Raw genomic sequence first — 25,105 nt, 5'->3', positions numbered from 1 at the left:
AATTAACGAGTCAAAGGTATATTAAAAAAAATACAATTCGCAGTATTTGAGAAAAAAAGCAACATTTTATTGTTGAAAAAGCAAAAACTTCTATAAAAAACTGTATTTTAATCACTTATTATTGAATAAAATTATTATTTAAATAATATTGCTTTTAATGAAAATATTCTTAAAAAAATTAAAAAACAGTGTTTTTTTTAAAATATTATACTTTATTACATTTGTAATATTCGGATCGCAAGTGAGATAACATCTGCAGATACCCGAAAAAATAAAGACCGCAGAATTTCAGTTCTGCGGTCTTTAATTATATGTTTAAGCCAATCCGCCCAAAACTCCAAGAATTTTTGACACTCCTCTACAGCAGAGAATTTTCGCGTCTTCAGTTGTGGTGACGTGAAAAATGGGCCATATTCAGTTTCAATCAGCCATCAGCTTTTTACTTATTAATACTCAAAAAGCACACTTCCCCATGTAAACCCGCTTCCGAAAGCCGAAAGAAGCACAAGATCTCCCCTCTTGATTTTTCCCTGCTCAATTGCTTCACTTAAAGCAATTGGAATAGAAGCCGCTGTAGTGTTTCCGTATTTCTGGATATTATTAAATACTTTGTCGTCCGGCAATCCGAACTTCTCCTGTACAAACTGAGCAATTCTCAGATTCGCCTGATGAGGAATGAACATATCAAGATCTTCCACTTTTTTTCCTGCTTTATTCAGGGCTTCCATCATCGTTTCCGGAAATCTTGTTACCGCATGCTTGAACACGAAGTTTCCATTCATAATCGGATATACTTCCTTATTGGTAACATTTTCGGGATCTTTTCTCATTCTGTCGCTCCACCCGAATTTTGAACCCGGGAACTGAGTACAAAGGTCGTCAGCATATTTTCCTTCAGAATGCATATTCATGGCTAAAATATCTCCGGCGTTTTCATCCTCCGATGCAGAAAGCACTACTGCTCCTGCCCCGTCACCGAAAATAACAGAAACTCCTCTACCTTCATCAGAAAAATCCAGTCCGAAAGAATGAACTTCAGCTCCCACTACAAGAATATTTTTATAGGTTCCTGCTTTGATAAATGCATTGGCCACACTCATAGCATATACAAACCCTGAACATTGGTTTCTTACGTCTAACGCCCCAATGGTATCGCACCCCAGCATATCCTGAAGCAATACCCCGCATCCGGGAAAGTAATAATCCGGTGACAAGGTGGCGAAAATAATATAGTCGATATCTTTTGATGTAAGACCAGCATTCTGAATGGCTTTTTCGGAAGCTTTAAAACCTAAATAAGCACTGGTTTCCTGAGAATCATATCTGTTTTTTCTATGTCTTCTTTCCTTGATACCTGTTCTTTCCGTAATCCACTCATCATTGGTCGTCATCAGTTTTGCTAAATCATCATTTGTAACAACGTTATCTGGAACATAAAATCCCACACCTTTTATTGTACTTTTAATCATATAGTTTTTTAATTTTGGCAAAGATAAAACTTATTTAACACATAGTTTTTCAAAATATTAGTATTTTTACTTTATGCCAATTGATACAATTTACAGAACCTCCCAGTGCGAATGGGTAGATGTAGAGGCTCCTACTGCAGAAGACCTGAAATTTCTTCATGAAAGATATGAAATCAACAATCTTCTTCTGGAAGATACGATGGACCCTAATCACCTTCCCAAATATGAAGAAGACGGAAATGTAAAGTTCTTTCTCCTTCGGGAAAGCACGGAGCTGGAAAGAAAAAATCTCAATACCATCAGTGATATCAGTACCAAGATCGGAATTTTTCTGGTAGAGAATACCATTATCACCATCCACAGGATGAAAACAAAAAGTATTTCCGAGACTAAGAAACAGATCTCTTCTATTCAGGATGATGTTACTCCACAGCAGATTATGCTGAAACTTGCCATATTGATCATGAAAAGTTTTGATGATGAATCATTAAGCCTGTTTGAAACGATGGACAATATTGAAAACGAGATTTTCCTTAAAAACACCAATCATACGAGCCAGATCCGACGTCTTTATAAGCTAAAAAGGAAATCAGGACTGAATTCACGGGTGCTGGTGATTTCTACAGATGCAATAGATAAATTTAAATTACTCAATCTTCAGGACTCTGAAATTGTAGATTTGAAGGACAAGCATAAAGATGTTGTTGCCGATTTTGATCATTTAAATATCCAGATCACCAACCTTATTTCGATGTTCCTGGCGCTTTCGGATCAAAAGGCCAACCAGGTTATGAAGGTTTTGGCAATTTATTCGGTTTATTTCTTACCGATCACTTTTATTGCCGGAGTTTACGGAATGAATTTCGATAATATGCCGGAGCTTCATCATAAATATGGATATTTTATAACATTGGGAGCCATGGCTACTGTGGTGATCAGTACATTTATTTATGTGAGGCGAAGACAGTGGTAATTTTTTCCCGAACGCAAAGTCGCAGAAATATAAATCGACTGATTAAATTAGAGTATTAGATTGCTTCACCGCGGTTCACAATGACAATACACCATCAAACAAAATACCATGACTACTGATAACCTTAACACAATTCTGGAAGATCCTTCTCTTTCACAGGCATCTAAGGATAAACTGCTTGCCTTACACGAGAATATTTCTGCCAAAGAATTTTCTGATCTTTTGGATCCGAACGGGAATCAGTACATAGAATTTGTACAGGAAGGAGGTGGTGTCTGGGGAAGTGCATTGGTGGGTTATCTTTACGGTTTGGAAATTTTTGGAATCCGTTTTCTGAAAGTAGCGGGAACAAGTGCCGGTGCTATCAATACCATGCTTATTGCTGCCTGCAAGACTAAAGAAGAAGCTAAAAGCGGACTTATCAAAGATATTCTTTTCAGCTGGGATTTTGCAGATTTCATGGATGGTAAAACCTATGTGAAAACGACACTCCATGCGATGCTTAATAATAAAGATTTCTTTAAAATCAATGCTATTATTGCTGCCATTCTTTTTATTATTCTGATCAGTATTCCTTTTGCGGCTCCTTCCACAACCATCCTGAATGCCAAGCTCATGTTTTTGATTCCTCTGATTCCGGCTGTCATTCTGTTTTTCTGTATTCAAAAGCTGTATAATAACTTCAGAAAAGAAAACAGCGGCTTAAATCCCGGAAATGTCTTTCAGAATACCATGCAAAATGCCCTGGAGCAGTTTGGCATAAAAACAGTCGCCAATCTCAACGAAAAATTCATTCAAAAGGAAAAGGACCTCAAGCTTAATTACCGTTATGGAAACGGGCAGGAATATTACAGGATGGCGCTGCAAAGCATTGAAAAGATTAAAATCAAAAATCTGGTACATATTGACCCAACCCGGTACAGAATTTTTTATGAAAGCGCAGTCAATAATGATTATTATAAAAATAATCCTTTTTATCTTTTAAAATCCGAATACGTGGTCATTACCACCGATATCAATGCAAAAATAAAAGTAGAACTTCCTACAATGGCTAATCTTTACTGGTCTGAGGAAGAACTGAAGCACATTAGCCCTGCCGAATTTGTAAGGGCCTCTATGGCAGTCCCTTTTTTCTTTGAACCTTTCCGGAAACAGATCAATAAGGATGATGAGTCCGTGCAATATGCCTGGAGATACTGGATGAACACGAAGCCGGAAGATATTAATCCTGCAGGAGTTTTCATTGACGGCGGCAGTATTTCCAATTTTCCGATTGATTTGTTTCATGCGGATGAAGTTTTCTATCCGAGAATGCCTCTTTTCGGGGTACAGCTGACGAGTGATTCTTCGATTCTTTCGGAAAAAGGGAAAACGAGTCAGGAAATCCTTAAAAGTCCGTTCAGCTATGCCGGAAATATCATCAGTACTTTAAAAGGGTTTAATGACAAGACATTTCTGACCAAACATACTTTCTATAAACTGTACAGTATACAGGCTGTAAACTGCGGTACCAGCAGCTGGCTGAACTTCTTTATGAAAAAGGAAGAAAAAGAAGAACTTTTCAACAGAGGTTTTCAGGCTGCACTTGATTTCCTTAACACCTTTGACTGGGAAAAGTACAAATACGAAAGAATGATGCTAACCATGAAGGAGAAAAAGATACTGAAAGAGGAGGATACGCCTACGGTGGGGTAAAAAAGTATCTCTTTTATTAATTACATCGCCCATAAAATAATAGTATGAAATTTATCTGCAAATGCTGTGGAGAAGAAAAGGAAGATTGGCCAGCAATCGCCTATAATGCTCCTTATTTTTATTACTGTCTATCAGAAGAAGAATTAAAGAATACTGAACTTACTTCAGATTTATGTGTCGTTGAAGATTCTGAAGATACCCATAGATTCATCCGTAGCGTGCTTGTACAAGAGGTCACCGATGACTGCAGGGATCTGGAATACGGAATCTGGGTTTCTCTAAGTGAAAAAAACTTCAATGAATATGTTGAAAATTATGATAATAAAGAGTTCGAAGCAGAATATTTCGGATGGCTATCCACCTATTTTCCGGATTATGAATTTGAGGAAAGTATTCCTACGACCGTGGTAGTAAATAATTCCGTCGGAAGACCTTTTGTTTATCCTCATGAAAGTTATGATCATCCGTTTGTTGATGATTTTTATAAAGGAATTACTAAGGAGGAGGCAGAGAAAAGAATCAACAGGGTCTTAAATAGAGAATAGATCAAAAGAAGACTCACATGTTGAAAATTAAAAAATTGATCTCAGAAAAATTTCATATCATTATTCTGATACTCACTTTAGGGCTGATTATATTTGGGGTAATTAGTGCCAATTTAGGAATCAATGATATTCTCAAAAATCCTAAATATACAATTGGAGAGGCTGTTACTGATTGGCACCAAAAGAACAATAATGGTGTAGGAACAGATTACAAATATCAGGTTGGTAATAAAATATTTTTTAAAACAACAAATTGTTCTTACAAAAGGGGAGATAAATTCCTAATCATTTTCGATTCTATAAAACCTAAAAATGCGAAAGTTCTTGACATCTACTCTATCGAAAACTATCTTATAGATTTAAAAATTCCTAAAAACGGCTGGAAATACCAGGATGTCCCCTTTAATATTGACAGTAATACGATAAAAAAATATCTGCAGGACTGGAATGTAGAACCATTTGAATACATTCAAAAGTAAGTTGAACTCATAAAAATATAAGTTCAACTTACCTCGCATAAGATTATAAATTATCCAAAAACTCCAGATACATTGGAACACTTCTGTTGATCCATTCATCAGAAGAATCTCTTTCAATTCCATAATAGACGAAAGGTTCTTTGTAATCGGCTTTTATATAATCAAAAGTCAGTTCATAAGGCCTGAAAAGCTCTTTCATCGTGTATTTATATTCCCCGGAATTGCTGTATCCATCTTCATCTATTCCTGCGGTTACCGCCAAAGACATTTTTTTTCCTGCCAGCTTGAAACCGCTGTTGCTTCCATATGCCCAACCATATAAAACCACCTCATCCAGCCATTGTTTCAAAAGCGGCGGGCTGCTGAACCAGTAAAAAGGAAACTGAAATACAATTTTATCATAAGACTCCATCAGCTTCTGCTCCTGAGCTACATTAATTTTTCCATCCGGATAGGCTTCGTACAGTTGATGAACTTTATATTTTTCCGGATATTTTTTTAATTCTTCAATCCACTTTTTATTAATCACAGATTTCTCAATATCCGGGTGTGTTACAATTACTAAGGTCTTCATTATGTTTAAATTTCTACTACAAAATTACAATACGTAACTTACATTTCGTACATTAGCAACTTATTGTATGGTACTATAAAAAATGTAAGTAATGACTAAAATAAAGGAAACCTCCACCAATTTTGCCAATAAAAAAGCGCTTGCAGATGAATGTCCGGAAATCTATGCCTCCAACATTATCGGAGGTCAATGGGCATTGGCGATATGCTGTTACCTGATTAACGGGAAAATGAGATTCGGGGAACTTAGAAAGAAGCTTCAGAATATTACCGAGCGTATGCTTACCCTTCAGCTCCGCAGGCTGGAAGATGATAAAATCATTACCAGGACCGTATATGCAGAGGTTCCGCCAAGGGTAGAATATGAACTTACAGAAATCGGTTACAAACTGAAACCCATTATTCTTGAGTTTGAAAAATGGGGAAATGAACATAAGGAGATTATGAATAGCCTTAGCAAATAACCAGATTTTTGTTAAAAAAATTCTACATTGTATTATTTATGTAAAATATTTATATCTAGATACATAAATCAATATTATGAAAAATCTGACTTTATTATTGTTCCCCATCACTGTATTTTCAGGAATTACGATACAAGCACAAAAAATTTCTGATGGTCAGACTGTAGATCTAAACGGTATGGCTGTTACCTTTACGATCCTCAATAAAGAAACTGTAGACTCGGGCGGAAAGTCCTATGACCGCTATAAAGTTTCTGCGTCTGTAAAAAATACTACAGATAAAGCTTACAATATCAGACTGTCTGCTTTTCCTCAGATTGTAACGAATACAGGTCTGGTAGAGCTGGACTGTATAAACGCAACCGGAGCCAGGCTCACTTCTAAAAAGATAGAATTAAAAATGAAGGCACAAATGATTAATGTGACCTATTCTTCCTATGACAAATCCGGAAAATTCATTACCAGCACTATTCCTGTAACGGGAAGCTATTATTTTGATCCCGGAGATACCATCAGTGATAATGCTATTTTTATTGTTCCACAAGGTGAAAAGCCGGATGTATCGGTTAGAAGCATGAAGTAAATAAAAATTGCTACGGAATGAATACAGAATATAGCATCTACTCGTCATTCCGTAGAAATCCCTATATATTACTCAGCTGTTTTTTCCTTCCACAAAGGTTTCTGAGCCAACACCTTTGAATGAATCGGACAGGTTTCCTGATGGGCACCTTCAAGATATCCTGTACTCATAAGAAATTCGTTGACAATTTCTCCTCCGGTAAATTTGAATGTCTTCTTAAACAGCTTCATCCATTCCTGCAAAGTCATTGGGTGATGGTGCCCCAGCCATTTTTCAAATGATCCGAATTCTTTCTGTAATGTTATAACTGTTCTGGCATTTTCAATTGCTGCATTGACCTTCAATTTATTCCTGATAATTCCGGGATCGCTCAACAGTCTTTCTCGGTCTTCCTCCGTATATGCCGCTATTTTCTGAATATTAAAATCATGATAGGCTTTTCTGAAACTTTCTTCCTTTTTCAGAACCGTTTCCCAGCTTAATCCCGCCTGATTGATTTCAAGAATCAGTCTTCCAAACAATTCATTATCGTCATGAATGGGAAATCCATAATAATTGTCATGATAATTTTTGTGCAGTTCTTTTCTGCTTTCGGGCTGCATTCCTTCTATTGCTAAACAATAACTCATTATAATATATCTTCTTTTTTTAGTTAAAAATTTCAAGGTATAAAGATAAACCTGAGCTGTGACAACTGTCCGTCAGTAGTGATTTTTAATTTTTAAATGTAATCATAATTCCCTTCATTTTACCTTTTTCCGATCAGAGAATATTTGGTAGTTTAGAGAATTCAAAAACTGGATCATGAAATTTATGTTTTCTCTTCTCTTCATTATAGGTTCAATATTCCTTAAAGCACAGCATTTGTATTCTAAAGCCTATGGAAATCCGAAAAATCCTCCTGTTATTTTTATTCATGGCGGGCCAGGTGGAAACGCTACCCTATTTGAAGGAACTACCGCTCAGAAGCTTGCCGATAAAGGATTTTATGTGATTGTCTATGACAGGCGTGGTGAAGGACGTTCAAAAGATGGAAATGCCACCATGACATTCAAAGAAAGTTTTGAGGATTTAAAAAGTATTTACACAACTTACAACATCAAACAAGCAAATATTCTTGCCCATAGCTTTGGCGGAATTATTGGAACACTTTTTACAGCTCAATTTCCTGAGAAGGTAAAAACTCTTACGCTTGCGGGAGCTTTATTTACCCAACAGGAAACCTACGACCATATTTTGAAACAAGCCAAAGAACATTTTAAAAATGATCCCGTCAACCTCAAAGAGATTTCAGAAATAGAAAGTCTGGATAATAATTCTGCAGCTTATAGAAAAAGATGCTATGATATGGCAGGAAAACTTGGATTTTTTGATATGCCCCATCCCACTCCCGAAAGTGAAAAGCTAAGAACAGAATACAAAGCAGGTGAATTTTACAAAAATAATATAAGAAACCCTGATTCTCCTCTTAAATTTTATCAGAATGAGCTACAGAATAATTTGGATAATACTTCTGTCTTAAAAGACATCCGAAAAAAAGGAATTTCCATTTTTGCAGTGTATGGTAAGAATGACGGAATATTTTCAGAAAAACAGATGGCTGATCTCAAAAATATTGTCGGGAAGAAAAACTTCAGGCTTATTTACAACTGTTCTCATTATTTATTTGTTGATCAGCAGGACGATTTTTTACAATTCATTAAGCTTTCATTGAAATAAAGTGTAGATTTGTAATTATGCCCATTGCAGGAGTCCATACGAAAACATTTAAAGCCATCATTACGATGCTTATTCTGTTGTTTTCTTTATCTCCATGTCCTGTAAAAAGAAATGTGCTTGATATTTTTGATATTCAATATATCAGCGGTCTGAATAAGGTAAAAACGACCTCATCACTCACAACAAGCTGTGATACAGCTTCTGTCTCTTCAGAAATTTCGGCTTCAAAAAATAAAGTTCAGAAACTAGAGAAAAATTATTTTCCGGGATTTTATTCAGTCACGAAAAATTCTTTTGAAAAAAAAATTGTTTTCAATGATTATTCAGGGCATTCTACAGGCAGCAGCCCTCCAAAATATATTCTGTTTAAAAGACTGAAGCTTAACCTTGTTTAACCTTTTTTAAGTCAGGTTATAAAAATCAGTTTTTTACAATACAATATTAACTTTCAATGAAAACTACCATAAAAAGCCAGTCTTCGGAACTGGCCGGACTCTATACTTTATCCTTCCGCATGGTCATCGGATGGACTTACTTTTCAGCCTTCTGGCGCCGGCTTGTGCTGGAAAACAAACTTATTCCCGACGAACAGGGATACATCGGGGAGAAATTCAATCATTTTTTACCCAATGCTCTCGGAATAAAACCCGTTATTGAATATCTGGTGACTCATCCTGACGCACTACAAAGATCTATGATGGTCTTCACTATCATCGAAGCGATTGTTGGTCTTTTCATTATTCTCGGACTCTTTACAAGAGTAATGAGTATTGGAGTTTTCAGCCTGGCTCTTGGAATTTTATTGGGTTCCGGCTGGCTGGGAACAACCTGCCTTGATGAATGGCAGATAGGTGTGTTGGGAATTACAGGCGGATTTGTGCTTTTTCTTACAGGAAGCGGCACGTATTCTCTGGATCATTATTTTATGAAAAGCAATAAAAATTTCACCCGAAAAAAATGGTTTCAATGGATGGGTTCCGGAAATTTTCCTTATCCCAATCCCAAGATCTTTGTATTGACAGGTTCACTTATTCTGTTTGCTTTAACGATTTTTACCAATCAATATTTCCATGGTGGTGTATGGGGACCGCTTCATAATAAATCGGTAAAACCAAAACTTGAAATTGCCAACATGTCCCGTAACAATTCGGATCTGAAATTTCAAGTGTTCAGAACAGAAGGTGCTGATGTGTACGGTTCCTTCCTGATAGGCATTCATATTCTGGATAAAGACGGAAAGATTTTAAAAGAGCTGGATCATAAAGAACTGGCTGGGATGTCTGAAGAAATGATAAAAAATCACTATGTCGCCAAAGTAAAACCGGGGAAACACAGCTTGATAATTCCATTGGGAGCCAAAGCGGATATAACCCTGAATATTAATGATATTGTAATGAAAAACGAAATTCATTTTCTGAAACTGATTGATGTAAGTGGTATTGAGTGGATAAAGCAGATTCAACAGTAATTTCGGAATTGAAGAATTCGGTGTCCGAAGGTTGGAGAGCTGGAGCTTATTATTTTAATATTTTACGCTTTGGCTATGTTCTTTTGTGAATAGGCTAAAGCCCATTCCCAATTGATTTCTTTTCGCTCTGATTATAATTTTTTTGACAAGATTAAGATCTGCAGAATCTGCGGGATGCTGTATGCACAGGCAATCATTTAAACAAAAAAGCGGACTAAAGTCCGCTTTTACTATCATTTATTACTATTTTTCTGAGATAGCCACGTGATAGCTGCAGGAACTATCCGGATCAAGCCTCAGTACTTTTATATTAAGTAAAACATCCAGTCCCATAGTATCGCAAACGCCTTGTATAAAAGGTTTTATGACCGGCCATTTCAGCAGGCCGGCAATCTGCAGGCTATTGGTGATTTTGTGGTAACGGTCTGTTCCTTTAATGAGCAATTCGCACTGATGATCATTTAATGCTTTGAATTCAAAGCTGTATTCCGGACTGGATGTAAAAACAGCTCCTATCAATATTTTTGCAACCGCTGGAATTCCGGGCTGCAAATGAGGTTTTGCTTCCAGATTCTTTAATGCCATTCTTGAGCCCAAATCATACATAAATGTGCGGGAAACCTCTTCAATAGCATCTGCTCCGTATAGTTTTCCGATCTGTTTAAGCATACCTCCGTAGAAAGCTCCTGTAATATCCGAAAGGCGCTGGGTAAGCTCTGTAAAAGTTCCGGGAAAGAAATCTGCAATAATCTGCGCCTGGTTCATTTCAGGAAGATAGACATCATTTTTTCTGAAGTCTGATAATGCCGCGTAAGTGTCAGGCAGTTGGATCTGATTCATATTTAATAAGTTATTAGTGTTGTAACGTTGTAAAACAAAGCTAGAAAAAAATAAATAAACTCTCCAACAGGTGATATTATTTTTCATTGAAGTTTACCTATTGTACATTATTGCTTTTCAACAGAGCAGCATAAAAAAAACCTCCGGAAATTTCGGAGGTTTTTTTATCATTAAAATGTATTAGTGCATGGCTTCACTCAAATCTATTTTTTCTTTGCTCTTTCTTTCTTTTACGAGTAAGATAAACGGAATACATATCAGGAATACGATTCCAAGGTAAAGAAATACATCCATATAGGATAATACCGTTGCCTGTTTGGTTACGGACAGATCAAGCATCTTATAAGCGGCATTCATTGCGGCGTCAGGTGTCATTCCTTTCGCTACGAAACTGGCTTTAAGAGCAGCAAGCCTTTGCTGAACATCAAAACTGTTCTCGTCCAGATGAGAAATAAGGTTATTCCTGTATTTCTGACCCGCATTGGCAATAAAAGTGGTAATGGCTGCAATCCCGAAAGATCCTCCCAGCTGTCTCATCATTCCTGTGAAGGCTGCTCCCTGACCAATTTCCTGGCCTTTTAATGTACTTAATGATAAGGATGTGATGGGAATAAACAATAATCCCAAACCTGCTCCCCTTACAATCAGCATCCAGAAAAAGGCATCTTTGCTGGTATCCGGTGTCAGAATTTTGTATCCCCAGAAACTGTAGACAAAGAAGATGAATAGTCCTAAAGAAACCAAAATCTGCTGCTTTGCCCCTTTTGCCAGCAGTCTTCCGATAATTGGCATCATGAAAGCTGTTGTTAATGCTGCAGGAATCATCAGTGCTCCAGACTGAAGTGCCGTCCATCCTAAAATACTCTGGGTGTAAAGAGGAACAATAAATGTGGAACCATAAAGCCCGAATCCGAGTACGAACGACATCATTGTTCCGATTCTAAGGTTGCTGTTTTTAAGTACTCTTAGCTCAACAATCGGGTATTTAAAGGTAAGTTCCCTCCAGAGGAATAAGATGAATCCTAAAACAGCAGCTATTGTAAAGGCTACAATCATTCCGCTTTCAAACCAGTCTTCTTCATGTCCTCTTTCCAGAATGAACTGTAATGAACCTACCGTCACGGCCAGTAGACCGATCCCGACCCAGTCAACATCTGAAGCTTTACGTTTTTCAGCATATTTCGGACTTCTTACAAACTGCAGGGTCATCAAAGTGGCTGCAATCCCAATCGGAATATTAATATAGAAAATGTACGGCCAGCTGAAGTTATCTACGATATATCCTCCAAGAGGCGGGCCTAGTGTAGGCCCGATAATTACTCCCAGACCATAAATAGCCTGAGCCATACTTCTTTTTTCAATCGGATAAGATTCCGTAATAATCGTCTGTGAAGTTACCAATAAGGCTCCTCCCCCGATTCCCTGCATCAATCTGAAGAACACGAGCTCCCAGATATTGGTGGCATTTCCACATAAAAATGAAAATACGGTGAATATAATGATGGATGCCGCAAAGTAATTTCTACGTCCAAACTGCTGTGAAAGCCAGCTCGTCATCGGAACAATAATAACGTTCCCGATGGCGTACGCTGTAATCACCCACCCTACTTCTGAAAGTGTAGCTCCAAGATTTCCCTTCATTTCATTCAAGGCAACATTGACAATCGTGGAGTCTACAATTTCAAGAAGGGCACAAAGGATAGCAGTAATCGTAATGATCACTCTTCGCGCTCCATATTCTACTAATGAATCTTGCATAAGTTATTTTTGATGTAAAAAATCAATGGTTAATTTTGCTTCTCAAGGGAATCTTTAACTGTAAAGCGGTCTATTTTAATGACCGAAAAACAGATTCATTACGACAAAACCATGTTCATTGATTTTTAACAGTTTTACATGTTATTTCAAAGCAACCTCTGCTTTCACGTTCATTCCTGTTCTCAGTCTTTTTGCAATATTTTTGTCAAGATTTACAAAATCAATTTTTACAGGAAGTCTCTGAACTACTTTTACGAAGTTACCACTCGCATTATCCGGAGGAAGGATAGAGAAAGTAGCTCCTGTAGCCGGAGAGAATGAGCTTACCACTCCTTCAAATTCCTGATCAGGAAAAGCATCAATCTCAATTTTCACTTTCTGGCCTTCTACCATTTTATCTACCTGTGTTTCCTTAAAGTTAGCAACTACCCATTTCTGGTCGTTTTTAACCAGAGCAAACAACTGTGCGCCAGCCTGCAGGTACTGACCGGCCTGTGTAGGTACTTTTCCTACGTAGCCGTCTTCAGGTGCAAGAATTACGGTGTATGACAAGTTCAGTTTTGCATTTTCTACATCTACTTCTCTTTGTTTAGCTACGGATCCTGCCACACTGATTTGTTGTGAGCTTGCAGCCGTTTGGGAAGAGGCAATATGAGTCTGCTGAGCAATTTGATTTCTCTGATCTACTAAAACCTGCAGTTGTCTGTCTGCTGATTGTTTCGCAGCCAAAGCCTGCTCATACTGCTGTTCTGTAATAGAATGGTCTTTTACAAGATTCGCATATCTTTTCAAATCCTGAGAAGTTTTCCATACATTTACTTTTGCTGCTTCTATCTGAGCATTAGCCGTAACTACCGCTGCTTCCGAAGAACCGATATTTTTTGAAGTAGCAGTTGTAGTAGCTTCTGCATTTGAAATATTGCTTCTGGCTGTAGATAATGCCGCCTGAGCCTGTTCAAGAGCCATTTTCTGATCTCTGTTATCCAAAATCACCAGGGTATCTCCTTTTTTTACAAACTGGTTGTCTTTTACTTTTACCTGAGCTACATAGCCTGATACTTTAGAAATTACCGGTGCCATATTGGAAGCAATCTGGGCATCGTCAGTCTCTTCATGGTACTGTCCGTAAGTAAAGGCTCTGTAACCGTAGATACCTCCTCCGATTACTACTGCCGCTAAAATGATAGGGAAAACTAAACTTTTTTTCTTTTTAGGTTCAGCTGCCTGTGTATTATTATTTTCCATTTTGGTTTCGATCTGATTATTTAATTGTTAAAGTTCCTGTTGTCTGTAATAATTTTCTGTATGCCAGTGCTGCATCTGCCTTAGCATTGATCACGCCAACGTTAGCTGCGATCTGTGCTGCATCTGCATCCAATAGTTCTGTCATAGTTGCAAGACCGTTGTCGTACTTATTTTTTGTAATTCTGTAATTTTCATTAGCCTGCTCGGCAGATTTTTCGAAAACAGCAATTCTCTTTTTTGAATAGTCTGTGTTCTGGTATTCTCTGTTAACGTCAAGCTTAATATTGTCATTCAATAATTCATCGGTAGCAGCAAGCTGTTTCTCTCTCGCCTGCGATTGTCTCAATGAAGAATTTTCCTTCCAAAGGTTTGACAGATTATAAGAAACCCCGATACCTACGTTGATGGCATTGTATACGGTAAGAAACTTAGGAATATCTGCGGCTACATATCCTCCCGTAAATGCTATGGAAGGAAGGTTTTCTGCTTTTGCCGCTTTTGATCCCAGTTCTGCCGCTTTTCTCTGTTGAGCCAAAGCCTGTAAGTCCTTCCGGTTTTCTCTGGCTTCATTAACATAAAAATCAACGGGCTTCACGTCTGATCCTTCTTCAATATAGTTTTCATCCACTTCCAGTTCTGTAGTTTCAGGAAGGCCTAACAAAAGATCCATATTGATATTGGCAATATTGTAGTTGTTCTTAGCTTCCAACAGCTGAAGTTCAATATTTGAAGTCTGAAGATTAGCTTTTAATCTGTCATTTCTTGCGATCAGACCATTGTTTTCCATCTTAAGAAACGTCTCATCTCTTTTTTGAGATGCAGCAAGATTTTCTTCAAAAACTTTGATAGACTGATTCGCTTTGAATAAGTTATTATAAGCCTGAGCGACATTGTAGGCAATTGCAATTTTATCGTTTTCAGTGCTTAACTTGGAGGCTTCAACCAGATATTTTGCAGATTGAATGCCATACTTGATTCTTCCGCCACTGTAGATGGGAACACTAAGATTAGCTGAACCATAAAGAACCTGGTGCACTTCCGGACCTCCTGCCCCGCCTGAAAGACCCGGAAGTTTGATATCAATATTCGGTTTTATAGGAAGGTACATATAGCTTCCAGATACTTTAAGCTCCGGTAACTGTCTGTTCTTCGCTTCCAAAAGATCAGCTGTAGCCTCTTCGATCTTGGCTGCATCGATCTTGAGATTCTTGCTGTTCTGGATTCCCAGCTGCACAGCTTCGTCAAGAGAAAGTGTTTTTTTCTCCTGAGCATTTGCATTTGCTATTCCTACGAATAGTGATAATGCAATCACTGAGTTATTTATTCTCTTCATAACCTAAAAGGTCTTTTAGTAAATATTTAATGTGTTTATTAAGTTCTGTATAGTATCTTTCATCAAAGGCCTCTTCATCTTCCGTTTCCTTCAGGAATTCTTTATACATTTCTTTCGCATTGAAAGCATAGAATAAAGTTCCGCTTACTGTGGAATGAAGCAGATAAATGGGTGGGTTTTTGGTAAAAATTCCATTCTTAAGACCGCTTTCCAATATTTGGGAGTACATGGAAAGAAATCCCATTTTAATCTGCTTCAAAAATGCTACAATCTGAGGATTCTGAGTATGCAGCTGCTCTCTCTGCATAATCCTGTAAAAGCATTTTTGAGTCCGAATCTTGTTAGAAAACTGATCAATTACTTTTTCAATCTTCTGCCATTCGTTGATATCGGTTCTTCCCAAAAGGTCTTTTGAGAAAAACTGACCTTCATTCATTCTGTATTCCACTAATTTCTCATAAAGTTTTTCTTTAGAGCCAAAGTAATATGAGATCATAGAGATATTTACATTAGCTTCCTTTGCTATTTCCCGTGTGGAAGTTCCTTCAAACCCCTTTTCGGCAAAAAGCTTCTCGGCTGCAAATAATATATTTTCTTCTTTTGAAATCATGTTAGTGTTCATTTTTCAGGGCGCAAATGTACACAAGTTTTGATTCAAATCAAACGATTGATTGATTTTTTAATATAGATTTAATTTATCGTAAAGAAAAGACGTTTTCTATAATAGATGCTAAAAGCGCAGGAAAGGCGTTTTTTGATGAAATATACTTCAAGAAAAGTTCATATTCATGTAATATTTCGGAAAAACTTCTATAACAAAATGTTAGTTTTATACCCTATTGGGATTAACGCATACATAAAAAAAGAGCAAATGTGACCCCAATATGATAACCTCAAAATGAAAATTCCGGCTGTAACCGGAATTTTATTTTACGTGCTTTTGTGAATATACCTTGATAGCTTTATTCCGAGATCGGTCCAAACAATTTTTGGATTCCCGTTTCGGGTAAGGTGCAGATCTGCGGTATTGATTTCCTCCAAAATACTTTCAATATTGGCTCCGCTGATAAATTTGGAAAATCCAGCCCAGTTGAATCCGTTGGCATCTATTTTTTTATAGACCAGATTTTCGGACTGATAATTCTGAAGCAATGCAAGCCTGAAAATTTCAGAACAGTAGTTCAGGAAGTTTTTCTGCTTTTCCCTGTTCCAGCCTGCAATTTCCCTTGCCCAGACAATAATACTTCTGAGATATTCCGGTTTCTTTTTCACCATAAAAGCATCCCTCACCCACTGTACAAAAAGCTTTTCAAATTCATTGCTTTTGTCTCCGGAATTCAACAGTTTTATCGCTTGGTTAAGATCTCCCTGCGCTTCGTGGACTAGTTCTTTTACTTTCTCTTCCGAAACAGAAAAATTCTTCTTGAGGTGGCTTTCAATATCTTCATCACTGATTCTCGGAATCTCTACAATCTGTGCTCTGGAAAGAATGGTAGGAAGAATATCATTGGTACTTTCTGCCGTTAAAAGAATGACTGTTTTTGCCGGCGGTTCTTCCAAAAATTTCAAAAATTTGTTTGAAGCTGCAATATTCATTTTATCAGCTCTCCAGACTATCAGAATTTTGGTCCCGCCTTCATAACTTTTCAAAGAAAACTTCTGGTTCTGGTCGTCAATCTCATCAGCAGAAATAAATAACTGCTTATTTTCTGACTCTAAAACAGCGGTCCAGTCATCATAACTTGCGTATGGGAAAGCCAGAATCATTTCTCTGAACTCATCAAACTTATTTTTGCTCAGTGAATTTTTATTATCTGTAAAAACAGGAAAGCTGAAATGCAGATCCAGGTGATTAAGATGTTCTACTTTGGCTGAAGCGTGTTCGTTTTCCCGGCTAAGAATCTCTTTTGCGTAGGCCAGGACAACAGGCAGGGTTCCGTATCCCTCTTTTCCTACAAAAAGCTGGGCATGGCTCACTCTGTTTTCGGCGATGCTTTCTCTAAGAAGTTTTTTCAGATTTGTCTGTCCGGCGATGTTCTCCCAATTCATGTTTCAAAGATAAAAAATCTTATTTCAATTCATAAAATTAAGTCGGCTTAAAATGGATAAAAATATAGATCTTACATTTTGAATGCGGTTTAAACTTATATCAATAGAATATAGAATGAACCATTAAGAAGGAGTTAATAAATGAAGTGTAGGTAAGATAAATCGTTCTGACTTTTAAGCTTAAAGCCAAGCTTATCTTAATATTCTTAAAGCCCTTCATACAATCTTAATGGTTAAAAATAAAGTTTAAAAACAAATCCATACCAGTTATAGTATAGGAAACATCAATAATAGAATTAGAATAAAATCTAAATTTAAATTGCACAAAATTTAATTTTATACAATAAATTTATCCGGTGAAATTTTTCGTAAATTCATTACCGTTTCACACCAATTTCAAATAATAAAATCATAAACCGATGGATAAAAACCTGGAACAAAGAATAGAAGGCATATTTCAACAGCAGAAAGCCTTTTTCAAAACCAATCAGACCAAAGATGTTGAATTCCGAAAAGAACAGCTAAGAAAATTCCGCGAAGTATTTTTAAAGCATACGGATGCTCTTTGCGAGGCTTTAGCTACAGATTTGGGAAAAAGCAGAAAAGAAGCGGAATATGTAGAAATTCAGATTGTGATCAGCGAACTTGATGATATGCTGGAAAATATTGATGAATGGGCAAAACCAACACCTGTACCTTCAAAACCCCATCCGTCAGGCGCTGAAGTTGAAAGCAAAGTAACGTATCAGCCTTACGGAGTTACTTATATTATAGGACCTTTCAATTATCCTGTTCAGCTGACCTTCAGTCCGCTTATCGGGGCTTTGATCTCCGGCAATACAGCGATTATAAAACCTTCCGAAAACACACCTCATGTAGCACAGGTTCTTGAAGATATTGTAAAAGAATCTTTTGATGAATCTTATGTATCCGTTATTCAGGGAGCCATTGAAGAAAATACCCTGCTATTAAGCCTGCCTTTTGACTATATTTTCTTCACCGGAAGCCCGAATGTTGGGAAAATTGTCATGAAAGCTGCTGCAGAACAATTAATCCCGGTGACTCTTGAACTTGGAGGAAAATCTCCAACTATTGTTCACAAAGATGCTGATCTGGATAAAGCGGTGGCTAGGATATCGTATGGAAAATGGATTAACTGCGGACAGACCTGCGTGGCTCCTGACTATATTTACATCCATGAGTCTGTGAAAGAGGCATTTATTGAAAAATTCAAGGCTAATCTGGACAGTACCTACGAAGGAAATTCTCTGGGGAAAATAGGTAAAATTGTAAGCCAGAATCAGATCAGACATCTTGCAGGTTATCTGGAAGCAGCCCCGCAAAAAGTAATCTACGGCGGAAAGTATGACTTTGAAACGCGCCACTTTGAAGCTACGGTAATGGATCATATTACCTGGGATGATCAGGTGATGCAGCAGGAGATCTTCGGACCTATTCTTCCTATCATGACCTACGCTGATATTGAAGAAGCTTTGAACGAAATCAACAGCCGTCCAAAACCTTTGGCATTATATGTATTTTCGGAAGACCAAAAGTTTACAGAGTATGTTTTGGACCATACCACAAGCGGCGATGCTGAAATTAACAGTACTATTATTCACGTAGGATCTCATTATTTACCTTTTGGAGGTGTAGGAACTTCAGGAATGGGTAAATATCATGGTAAATTCAGCTTTGAATGTTTCAGCCACAGCCGTTCCGTACTTCAGGTAAAATAATAACAAAAAAAGTATTTTATATACAACAAGACTGTTCATTATAGGACAGTCTTATTTATACAACAGAATTGATATTTTATTGCAGAAAAATTGCATTTTCCTTGTAAAGAAAAGCCCTTAACAAACTTTAACCACATATAATTTTTACAATTCATTAATATTTAAGATATTTGCGCATTGTTTTAAAAATAAAGAATGAAAAAAATCTTTGTAGTATCATTCATATCAGTTGGATATTTTCTTAATGCACAGAGTCTAAGCAACTCTCCTTATGCAACTTATGGAATTGGGGATGTGAAATATGATAATACGATCGAGACTACTTCTATGGGAGGTATATCCACTGCTTTTATTAGTGATTTTACCAGTAGTTTCAATTTTGCCAACCCGGCAAATAACGCCAATTTTGAACTTACAAGTATCAGGCTGGAAGCTACCAATGAAAACAATTATTTCAAATCGAACTATAACGATATGAAATCTACAAAGCATTCTACGTATCTTTCCAGTATTTCATTAGCTTTTCCGTTATCTTCTAAAGTAAAAATGGGAATCTCATATCAGCCGTACAGTTCCAAAAGCTACGATATTGTAACGGAACAGCTTGCGGAAGATAATAAGACTCCTCTTTACAGAAACAATTTTAAAGGAAGCGGAACTTTGAATACCGCACAGGTAGCAGTTTCTTATAAAATTAATCAGGAACTCTCCGTGGGGGCAAGAGCTAACCTTTATTTTGGAGATCTTAGCGACCTTAATGAATTCCGTGCTTATAACGCTGCCACAGGCACGTATGCTGGTGAATATGTGAATGGTTATGAGACTAAAAACAGAGTCAGAAATTTTAACTTTACCCTGGGTACAAGCTACCAGACTTTAAATACCCGTACTGACAAGAAATTTACAATAGGTGCTACGGCTACTTTCGGTAATACCAGTAATATGACTACCGAGTACATGAACAGTACCTACAGATATTCTGATGCGCAGGAAACCACTAAAGTGGACGGGTCTGAAACCATCATAGATCAGCAGCAGATAAAATCTAAAAACCTTCTACCTTTTCAGGCATCCGTAGGGGTTGGATATGGAAGTGAAAACCATTGGTTCCTTTCCGGACAGGTAGACTATAAAAAAGGAGAGGATATCTCTTACTTTGGTAAAACTTTTGATTTCCAGGATACCTACAGAATTTCTGCCGGCGGATGGTACCTTCCTAATTATAACAACTTCAGAAACTACTTTTCAAGAGTAATCTACAGATATGGAGCCTTCTACGAAAGAGGAAACCTAAAACTGGAAGGAACAAGCATCAATAAGTTCGGTATTTCTGCCGGAGTAATGCTTCCGTTCAAAAACAGCAGTATCACCAGAATGAGTGGTCTTGAAATCGGGCTGGAAGTTGGAAAAAGAGGAACCCTTCAAAATAACCTGATCAACCAGAATTTTGTTAACCTGAAAATCGGCTTTAATTTTGCTGATAAGTGGTTCAGAAAGACTCTTTATAACTAGAATGAATTTTTCAGAAAAAATATCATATAAAAATATAGCATGCCTTTTTAGTTGTGCTATATTTTTTATATTGACATCCTGTGAAGAAGACCTTACCAAAAGAAATGGTAGCCAAAGCAAAAATTTCCCTTCACAGATCATCAACAACGCCAATATTATACAGCGTGACTCCGGCTTTGTTACTTTAAAAGCCAAAGCACCCATCATTGAAAAATATGAGCTCATAGACAGCCCTTATGTAGTGGCCAGAAAAGGAATTGATATTGAGTTTTTTGATAAAAAAAAGCCTAAGGTTCCCGGCAGAATTACCGCAAAATATGCCCGCATTTTTGAATACAAAAAATTCTATGAAGCCAAAGGCGATGTAAGAATAAAAACCAATGAAGGCCAGAGGTTTGCGATGCAGAGCATTTACTGGGACCAGAAAAAGAACAGAATCTATACTAAAGATACAGTATACGTCACCATGGAAGACGGCTCTACTTTGGTAGGCGCTAACGGAATGACGGCAAAAGACGATTTTTCAGAATATACCTTTTATAACAACTCAGGAGATTTCAGTTCGAAGAGAATTTCCGAGAATAAAAAATAATTTCAGGAATAATGAAAGCGCTGGCTATTGGACTGATGTCCGGGACAAGTCTGGACGGTTTGGATATCTGTCTTGCTGAATTTGAAAAGCATGATCATTGGACCTTTCAAATCCTGAAAGCTGATACCCTTCCCTATTCCGAAGAATGGGAAAAAAAGCTCAGAGACTCCATTCACCTTTCTGCTGAAGATCTACTGGCTCTGCACTCTGATTATGGTTTTTATCTGGGCCGGCAGGTCAGGGCATTTATAAATCAGCATCAGCTTGAAAATATTCATCTGATTGCATCCCACGGCCACACCGTATTTCATCAGCCAAAGAAAAATTTTACCCTACAGATTGGTGACGGCAGAGCAATTAAGCTGGAAGCCGGAATACCTGTTATTTATGATTTCAGAAGCCAGGATGTATTGATGAACGGAAACGGAGCTCCGCTGGTTCCCATAGGCGATGAGCTTCTTTTTTCTGAATACAGCGCCTGCCTGAATCTTGGCGGGTTTTCTAATATTTCCTTACAATATGGCGGGAAAAGAATTGCATTCGATATCGCTCCGGTGAACATCGTATTGAATTATCTGGCTCAAAAGCTTGATAAAACCTTTGATGAAAACGGAGAACTTGCTAAAAAAGGAGAAATCAATACAGCTTTACTGAACAAACTTAATGCATTGGGCTATTATCAGCAGCCCCATCCAAAATCCTTGGGAATAGAATGGTGTAATGAACACATCTTTCCGGCTCTTGAAAATACAGATCCCATAGATGCTCTGGCAACTTTTACAGAACATGCTGCCCAGAAGATTGCCGATGTCATCAATGAATATCCTGTAAAAGATATCCTTATTACAGGCGGCGGCGCCTACAACCTGTTTTTAATTGAAAAAATAAGATCAAAAACAACCGCTGCGGTCATTATTCCTCAAACGGAGATCATTAATTATAAGGAAGCTCTGATCTTCGCTTTTATGGGGGTTCTGAGAATGAATAATGAGATAAATGTTCTTTCTTCCGCAACAGGAAGCACAAGTGATCATTCCTCAGGAACGATAGCCTAAAACACAAGAACATGAAAATAAAAAAGACCTTCGTTTTGAAGGTCTTTCTATTATTTATAAGCTTCGATTTTATCGGTAAGCGTATTGATAAAGTTCTGTAATGGCTTTTCTACCATCATTTTGATAAACGGGTTAAATTTACCTTCAAATAACATCTGAACTTCAGTCTGGTTATCATTAATCGGGTTTAAAGTTGCCGTTAGTGAGAAATCTAAGCTGGAGCTCGCAGATTTTAAAACCGCTTTGTGGTCATCCACTTCGTCTATTTTTAAAGCGATTTCCGGCATTCCCTGCAATCCGAATTTAAATCCGTTATCTCTGGTTTCAAATTTCTGAAGACCATCCGGCATAAAATCCTTATAATTTTCAGGGGATTTCAGTAGCTCACTAAGCTCTTTAGATGATTTATTGACAATAATCTTTCGTCCTTCTAAATTCATTTCTTATTTTTTATAATTAAATTCTTAACTCTTACAAATGTATAAAGTTTTTATGCATAAATACTTCAAACTGATACTCAATATTTTATTTACTACATAATTTTCCGGTCATACAATATCAACCATGAAAACACTAAAGTTACTTTCATCCGAAAATCAGGTAAAAACAGCAGGCACAGGGTTTCCTGCAACAACAAAATTATAAAAAAATCTTCAAAGACACTTATTAAACCCTACTTTTGACCTGTAAACTTAAAGCCAGAAATTCCTTCATTAAAAATTTATCTCTACAGTCTGCCGGATTTGCTGTTTAAAACAAATGTAGAGCTATCTGATAAGAAATTTTCCTTTGTGACAGGGAAATAAATACACAAAATAAGCTCTTAATTACTGTTACCTTTTTATGACAATTTTATATATTTGTGAGTGATTGTGGCAAAAAGACAGTAACAAGTCATTTCTTATTGTTTTAAAAAGAAGCAAATCACTGATAATCAATGCTAAATCTAAATATAAGATGTATAAAGTTTTTGTGAACGAAAAAAAGCTGTTAGTTTCTAAATATCCTGAAAATCTTGAAAAAGAGCTTAGGTATGAAAGCTTCACGACTTTAGAAATAGCATTGGATCTTCTGGAAAATACTTCTGTGCAGGAACTTAATGTGTATGGAGATAATCTGGACGAAATCTGGCAGGAATTTCAAAAGCTTTTCCGAATTATAGAAGCAGCAGGCGGACTTGTGAATAATCCTGAGGGCAAAATTCTTTTTATCAGAAGGCTTGGCAAGTGGGATCTTCCCAAGGGAAAAATGGAAAAAGGAGAATCCAGGGAAGAGTCTGCTGTAAGGGAAATAGAAGAAGAAACAGGTCTTAGTGATGTGGAACTTGTAAAGTTCATCAATACCACTTACCATATCTATATTGAAAGAAACGGTGAGAAAATTCTAAAATGCACCCATTGGTTTGAAATGATCTATGATGGTGAAGACACGTCTAAACCGCAAATAGAAGAAGGTATTACTGAAGTGGCCTGGAAAACAACCTCTGAAATTGAAAATGAAGTTTTCCCAAGTACGTTTAAAAATATTAAACTGATCGTAAAAGAATTCTGGGAAACAAAAAAACGGGAATCCTAAAAGCGGGAAGAATGAAAAAAGGAGGCTGGAAGTTAACATAGAACTTTCAGCCTCCTTTTTAATTACACAAAGTCGATCAGCTTCTCCAGTGCAATCCCTCTGGAGCCTTTCAACAGTATATTTTCAGACTGTATTGTATTCTGCTTTAAATACTCTGTCAACTCTGCCGTATTTTCAAAGGCAAGACCTGACGAATTAACGGCTTTAAAATGTTTCCCCACCGTAATAATTTCATCAAAACGAAGATTTTGAGCCAGTTGTAAGATGTTCTGATGCTCCTTTTCACTTTCCTCTCCCAATTCAAGCATATCTCCAATGATAATGGTTTTAGTTCCTTCAAAACTGATAAAATTATTCAGTGATGCTGTCATAGAACTCGGATTGGCATTATAGGTATCCAGAACCAAAGTCCTGCCTTCTTTTTTCACCACCTGGGATCTCATATTGGTAGGTGTGTAGCGTTCAAGAGCGTGTTTTATCTTTTCAAAGTTGATTCCGAAATGAAGTCCAAGGCTTGCTGCTGCACAAAGATTCGTGAAATTATACTCTCCTGTCAGTTTTGACACAGCTTTTATCCCCTGGTATGTTAACCCTACAAAATGTTCTTCTGAAAAAGATTCAAAATTATAGTCGGAGGTCTCTTTTCCAAAAGTGATTTTTGGTGAATAGTTTTCAGTTTTTTCAATCTGAATAGGATCATTTTCGTTAACAACTATAGTTCTATGATTATTTTTAAGATAAGCATAAAGCTCTGATTTTCCTTTTATCACGCCTTCAAAACCTCCGAAACCTTCTAAATGCGCTTTCCCAAAATTGGTAATGTATCCAAAATCAGGCTGAGAGATCGTGCACAGAAATTCTATTTCTTTCTGATGGTTAGCCCCCATTTCAATCACAGCCATCTCATGCTCCGGTTTAATTGAAAGGATCGTTAAAGGAACTCCGATATGATTATTCAGGTTCCCGAATGTGTACTGAACATTAAATTTTTCTGAAAGAACTGCATGAATCAGCTCTTTTGTAGTGGTCTTTCCATTACTGCCTGTAAGCCCTATGATGGGAATCGAAAGCCTGCTTCTGTGATGAAGAGAAAGCTGTTGCAGAAATTCAAGAGTAGAAGGAACATAGAAAATATTTTTATCTCTGTTTTCGAACTCCGGAAGTTCAACAATTACGGCCAAAGCTCCGTCATCAATGGCTTTTTCCGCCAGGGTGGCAGCATTGAAATTGTCGCCGGAAAAGGCAAAGAAAATATCATTCTTTGCTATTTTTCTGCTGTCTATGGTTACTTTCGCAGCCTGCAGAAATACAGGATAAAACTGTTCTATATTCATGTGGAAGTATATATATTTTAAAAAAAGAAATCACAGACAATCACCAACTCCAGGTGGGTATTCAGGACTTTTTAATGAAAGCGATTTCATGAGTCAAAAATAAAA

25 protein-coding genes are annotated in these 25,105 nt (G+C 37.1%); 14 read left to right on the top strand and 11 right to left on the bottom strand.

Translation table 11 applies throughout. From position 1 onward, the window contains the following. Positions 1-446: 446 nt before the first annotated feature. Positions 447-1,469, bottom strand: a complete 1,023-nt coding sequence (locus BLW74_RS04490; protein ID WP_089690234.1) for a 3-oxoacyl-ACP synthase III family protein — start codon at positions 1,467-1,469, stop codon at positions 447-449. A gap of 73 nt (positions 1,470-1,542) precedes the next feature. On the opposite strand from BLW74_RS04490, the gene BLW74_RS04485 reads away from it, so the two are divergent. The 4 genes from BLW74_RS04485 to BLW74_RS04470 all read left to right on the top strand — a co-directional run bounded on the left by BLW74_RS04485 (position 1,543) and on the right by BLW74_RS04470 (position 5,161). Further along, positions 1,543-2,442: a magnesium transporter CorA family protein gene (locus BLW74_RS04485; protein WP_089690233.1), complete on the top strand. Its 900-nt coding sequence runs from the start codon at positions 1,543-1,545 to the stop codon at positions 2,440-2,442. A 108-nt stretch (positions 2,443-2,550) separates the two neighbouring features. Continuing rightward, positions 2,551-4,137, top strand: coding sequence for a patatin-like phospholipase family protein (locus BLW74_RS04480; protein WP_089690232.1), 1,587 nt, complete (start codon positions 2,551-2,553; stop codon positions 4,135-4,137). 44 nt (positions 4,138-4,181) lie between these two features. Next, the gene (locus BLW74_RS04475; RefSeq protein ID WP_089690231.1) at positions 4,182-4,682 is read left to right on the top strand and encodes a DUF2199 domain-containing protein; all 501 of its coding nucleotides are present in this window, start codon (positions 4,182-4,184) and stop codon (positions 4,680-4,682) included. A gap of 17 nt (positions 4,683-4,699) precedes the next feature. Beyond that, positions 4,700-5,161, top strand: a complete 462-nt coding sequence (locus BLW74_RS04470) for a hypothetical protein (RefSeq protein WP_089690230.1) — start codon at positions 4,700-4,702, stop codon at positions 5,159-5,161. Between the two features lie 43 nt (positions 5,162-5,204). Here the strand turns inward: BLW74_RS04470 and BLW74_RS04465 are convergent, their stop codons facing one another. Beyond that, positions 5,205-5,735 carry an NAD(P)H-dependent oxidoreductase gene (locus BLW74_RS04465; RefSeq protein ID WP_089690229.1) on the bottom strand — a complete coding sequence of 177 codons (531 nt, stop codon included), beginning with the start codon at positions 5,733-5,735 and terminating at the stop codon, positions 5,205-5,207. A 91-nt stretch (positions 5,736-5,826) separates the two neighbouring features. Here BLW74_RS04465 and BLW74_RS04460 point away from each other — a divergent pair, with 91 nt between their 5' ends. Both BLW74_RS04460 and BLW74_RS04455 read left to right on the top strand, forming a co-directional pair. Beyond that, positions 5,827-6,198, top strand: coding sequence for a winged helix-turn-helix transcriptional regulator (locus tag BLW74_RS04460; RefSeq protein ID WP_089690228.1), 372 nt, complete (start codon positions 5,827-5,829; stop codon positions 6,196-6,198). 76 nt (positions 6,199-6,274) lie between these two features. Then, positions 6,275-6,781, top strand: coding sequence for a hypothetical protein (locus BLW74_RS04455; RefSeq protein WP_089690227.1), 507 nt, complete (start codon positions 6,275-6,277; stop codon positions 6,779-6,781). Positions 6,782-6,849: 68 nt separating this feature from the next. Here BLW74_RS04455 and BLW74_RS04450 read toward each other — a convergent pair whose 3' ends face one another. Next, positions 6,850-7,410 carry a DNA-3-methyladenine glycosylase I gene (locus tag BLW74_RS04450; protein WP_089690226.1) on the bottom strand — a complete coding sequence of 187 codons (561 nt, stop codon included), beginning with the start codon at positions 7,408-7,410 and terminating at the stop codon, positions 6,850-6,852. A gap of 175 nt (positions 7,411-7,585) precedes the next feature. Here BLW74_RS04450 and BLW74_RS04445 point away from each other — a divergent pair, with 175 nt between their 5' ends. From BLW74_RS04445 to BLW74_RS04435, 3 genes are read left to right on the top strand one after another with little or no spacing between them, the layout of a single operon-like run. Beyond that, complete coding sequence (locus tag BLW74_RS04445) at positions 7,586-8,500, top strand: alpha/beta hydrolase (RefSeq protein WP_089690225.1); 915 nt, start codon at positions 7,586-7,588, stop codon at positions 8,498-8,500. A gap of 17 nt (positions 8,501-8,517) precedes the next feature. Next, positions 8,518-8,895: a hypothetical protein gene (locus BLW74_RS04440; RefSeq protein WP_089690224.1), complete on the top strand. Its 378-nt coding sequence runs from the start codon at positions 8,518-8,520 to the stop codon at positions 8,893-8,895. 56 nt (positions 8,896-8,951) lie between these two features. Then, on the top strand, positions 8,952-9,968 hold the full coding sequence (locus tag BLW74_RS04435; RefSeq protein WP_089690223.1) for a TQO small subunit DoxD: 1,017 nt from the start codon (positions 8,952-8,954) through the stop codon (positions 9,966-9,968). Between the two features lie 243 nt (positions 9,969-10,211). Here BLW74_RS04435 and BLW74_RS04430 read toward each other — a convergent pair whose 3' ends face one another. The 6 genes from BLW74_RS04430 to BLW74_RS04405 all read right to left on the bottom strand — a co-directional run bounded on the left by BLW74_RS04430 (position 10,212) and on the right by BLW74_RS04405 (position 17,193). After that, positions 10,212-10,808: a hypothetical protein gene (locus BLW74_RS04430; RefSeq protein WP_089690222.1), complete on the bottom strand. Its 597-nt coding sequence runs from the start codon at positions 10,806-10,808 to the stop codon at positions 10,212-10,214. A gap of 180 nt (positions 10,809-10,988) precedes the next feature. After that, entirely contained in the window at positions 10,989-12,566 is a 1,578-nt protein-coding gene (locus tag BLW74_RS04425; RefSeq protein ID WP_089690221.1) for a DHA2 family efflux MFS transporter permease subunit, read from the bottom strand. Between the two features lie 141 nt (positions 12,567-12,707). Then, the gene (locus BLW74_RS04420) at positions 12,708-13,811 is read right to left on the bottom strand and encodes an HlyD family secretion protein (RefSeq protein ID WP_089690220.1); all 1,104 of its coding nucleotides are present in this window, start codon (positions 13,809-13,811) and stop codon (positions 12,708-12,710) included. A 16-nt stretch (positions 13,812-13,827) separates the two neighbouring features. Continuing rightward, positions 13,828-15,144: a TolC family protein gene (locus tag BLW74_RS04415; RefSeq protein ID WP_089690219.1), complete on the bottom strand. Its 1,317-nt coding sequence runs from the start codon at positions 15,142-15,144 to the stop codon at positions 13,828-13,830. Beyond that, positions 15,128-15,754, bottom strand: a complete 627-nt coding sequence (locus BLW74_RS04410; protein WP_228424768.1) for a TetR/AcrR family transcriptional regulator — start codon at positions 15,752-15,754, stop codon at positions 15,128-15,130. Before BLW74_RS04410 ends, BLW74_RS04415 begins: the two co-directional genes overlap by 17 nt. A gap of 320 nt (positions 15,755-16,074) precedes the next feature. Then, positions 16,075-17,193 carry a DNA polymerase III subunit gene (locus tag BLW74_RS04405; protein ID WP_089690217.1) on the bottom strand — a complete coding sequence of 373 codons (1,119 nt, stop codon included), beginning with the start codon at positions 17,191-17,193 and terminating at the stop codon, positions 16,075-16,077. 419 nt (positions 17,194-17,612) lie between these two features. Here BLW74_RS04405 and mdlD point away from each other — a divergent pair, with 419 nt between their 5' ends. The 4 genes from mdlD (at position 17,613) to BLW74_RS04385 (ending at position 22,091) form a co-directional block, all read left to right on the top strand. Continuing rightward, the gene (mdlD, locus tag BLW74_RS04400; RefSeq protein WP_089690216.1) at positions 17,613-18,932 is read left to right on the top strand and encodes an NAD(P)-dependent benzaldehyde dehydrogenase MdlD; all 1,320 of its coding nucleotides are present in this window, start codon (positions 17,613-17,615) and stop codon (positions 18,930-18,932) included. A gap of 195 nt (positions 18,933-19,127) precedes the next feature. Further along, entirely contained in the window at positions 19,128-20,444 is a 1,317-nt protein-coding gene (locus tag BLW74_RS04395; RefSeq protein ID WP_089690215.1) for a BamG family beta-barrel-assembly machinery protein, read from the top strand. Position 20,445: 1 nt separating this feature from the next. Next, the gene (lptC, locus tag BLW74_RS04390) at positions 20,446-21,036 is read left to right on the top strand and encodes an LPS export ABC transporter periplasmic protein LptC (protein WP_089690214.1); all 591 of its coding nucleotides are present in this window, start codon (positions 20,446-20,448) and stop codon (positions 21,034-21,036) included. A gap of 11 nt (positions 21,037-21,047) precedes the next feature. Beyond that, a complete protein-coding gene (locus BLW74_RS04385; RefSeq protein WP_089690213.1) occupies positions 21,048-22,091 on the top strand; it encodes an anhydro-N-acetylmuramic acid kinase in 1,044 nt (347 codons plus the stop codon). 50 nt (positions 22,092-22,141) lie between these two features. Here the strand turns inward: BLW74_RS04385 and BLW74_RS04380 are convergent, their stop codons facing one another. After that, positions 22,142-22,531, bottom strand: a complete 390-nt coding sequence (locus BLW74_RS04380) for an orotate phosphoribosyltransferase (protein WP_089690212.1) — start codon at positions 22,529-22,531, stop codon at positions 22,142-22,144. A gap of 517 nt (positions 22,532-23,048) precedes the next feature. Between BLW74_RS04380 and BLW74_RS04375 the strand changes: the two genes are divergently transcribed. Continuing rightward, the gene (locus BLW74_RS04375; RefSeq protein WP_089690671.1) at positions 23,049-23,666 is read left to right on the top strand and encodes an NUDIX hydrolase; all 618 of its coding nucleotides are present in this window, start codon (positions 23,049-23,051) and stop codon (positions 23,664-23,666) included. A gap of 62 nt (positions 23,667-23,728) precedes the next feature. On the opposite strand, the gene BLW74_RS04370 is transcribed toward BLW74_RS04375, so the two are convergent. Next, positions 23,729-25,000 carry a UDP-N-acetylmuramoyl-tripeptide--D-alanyl-D-alanine ligase gene (locus BLW74_RS04370; RefSeq protein WP_089690211.1) on the bottom strand — a complete coding sequence of 424 codons (1,272 nt, stop codon included), beginning with the start codon at positions 24,998-25,000 and terminating at the stop codon, positions 23,729-23,731. Positions 25,001-25,105: the final 105 nt, after the last annotated feature.

This window comes from Chryseobacterium culicis (assembly GCF_900108365.1).
GTDB classification, from domain to species: domain Bacteria; phylum Bacteroidota; class Bacteroidia; order Flavobacteriales; family Weeksellaceae; genus Chryseobacterium; species Chryseobacterium culicis.
The sequence above is the reverse complement of the archived record's forward strand: the minus strand, read 5'-3'. Positions and strand labels throughout refer to the sequence as shown.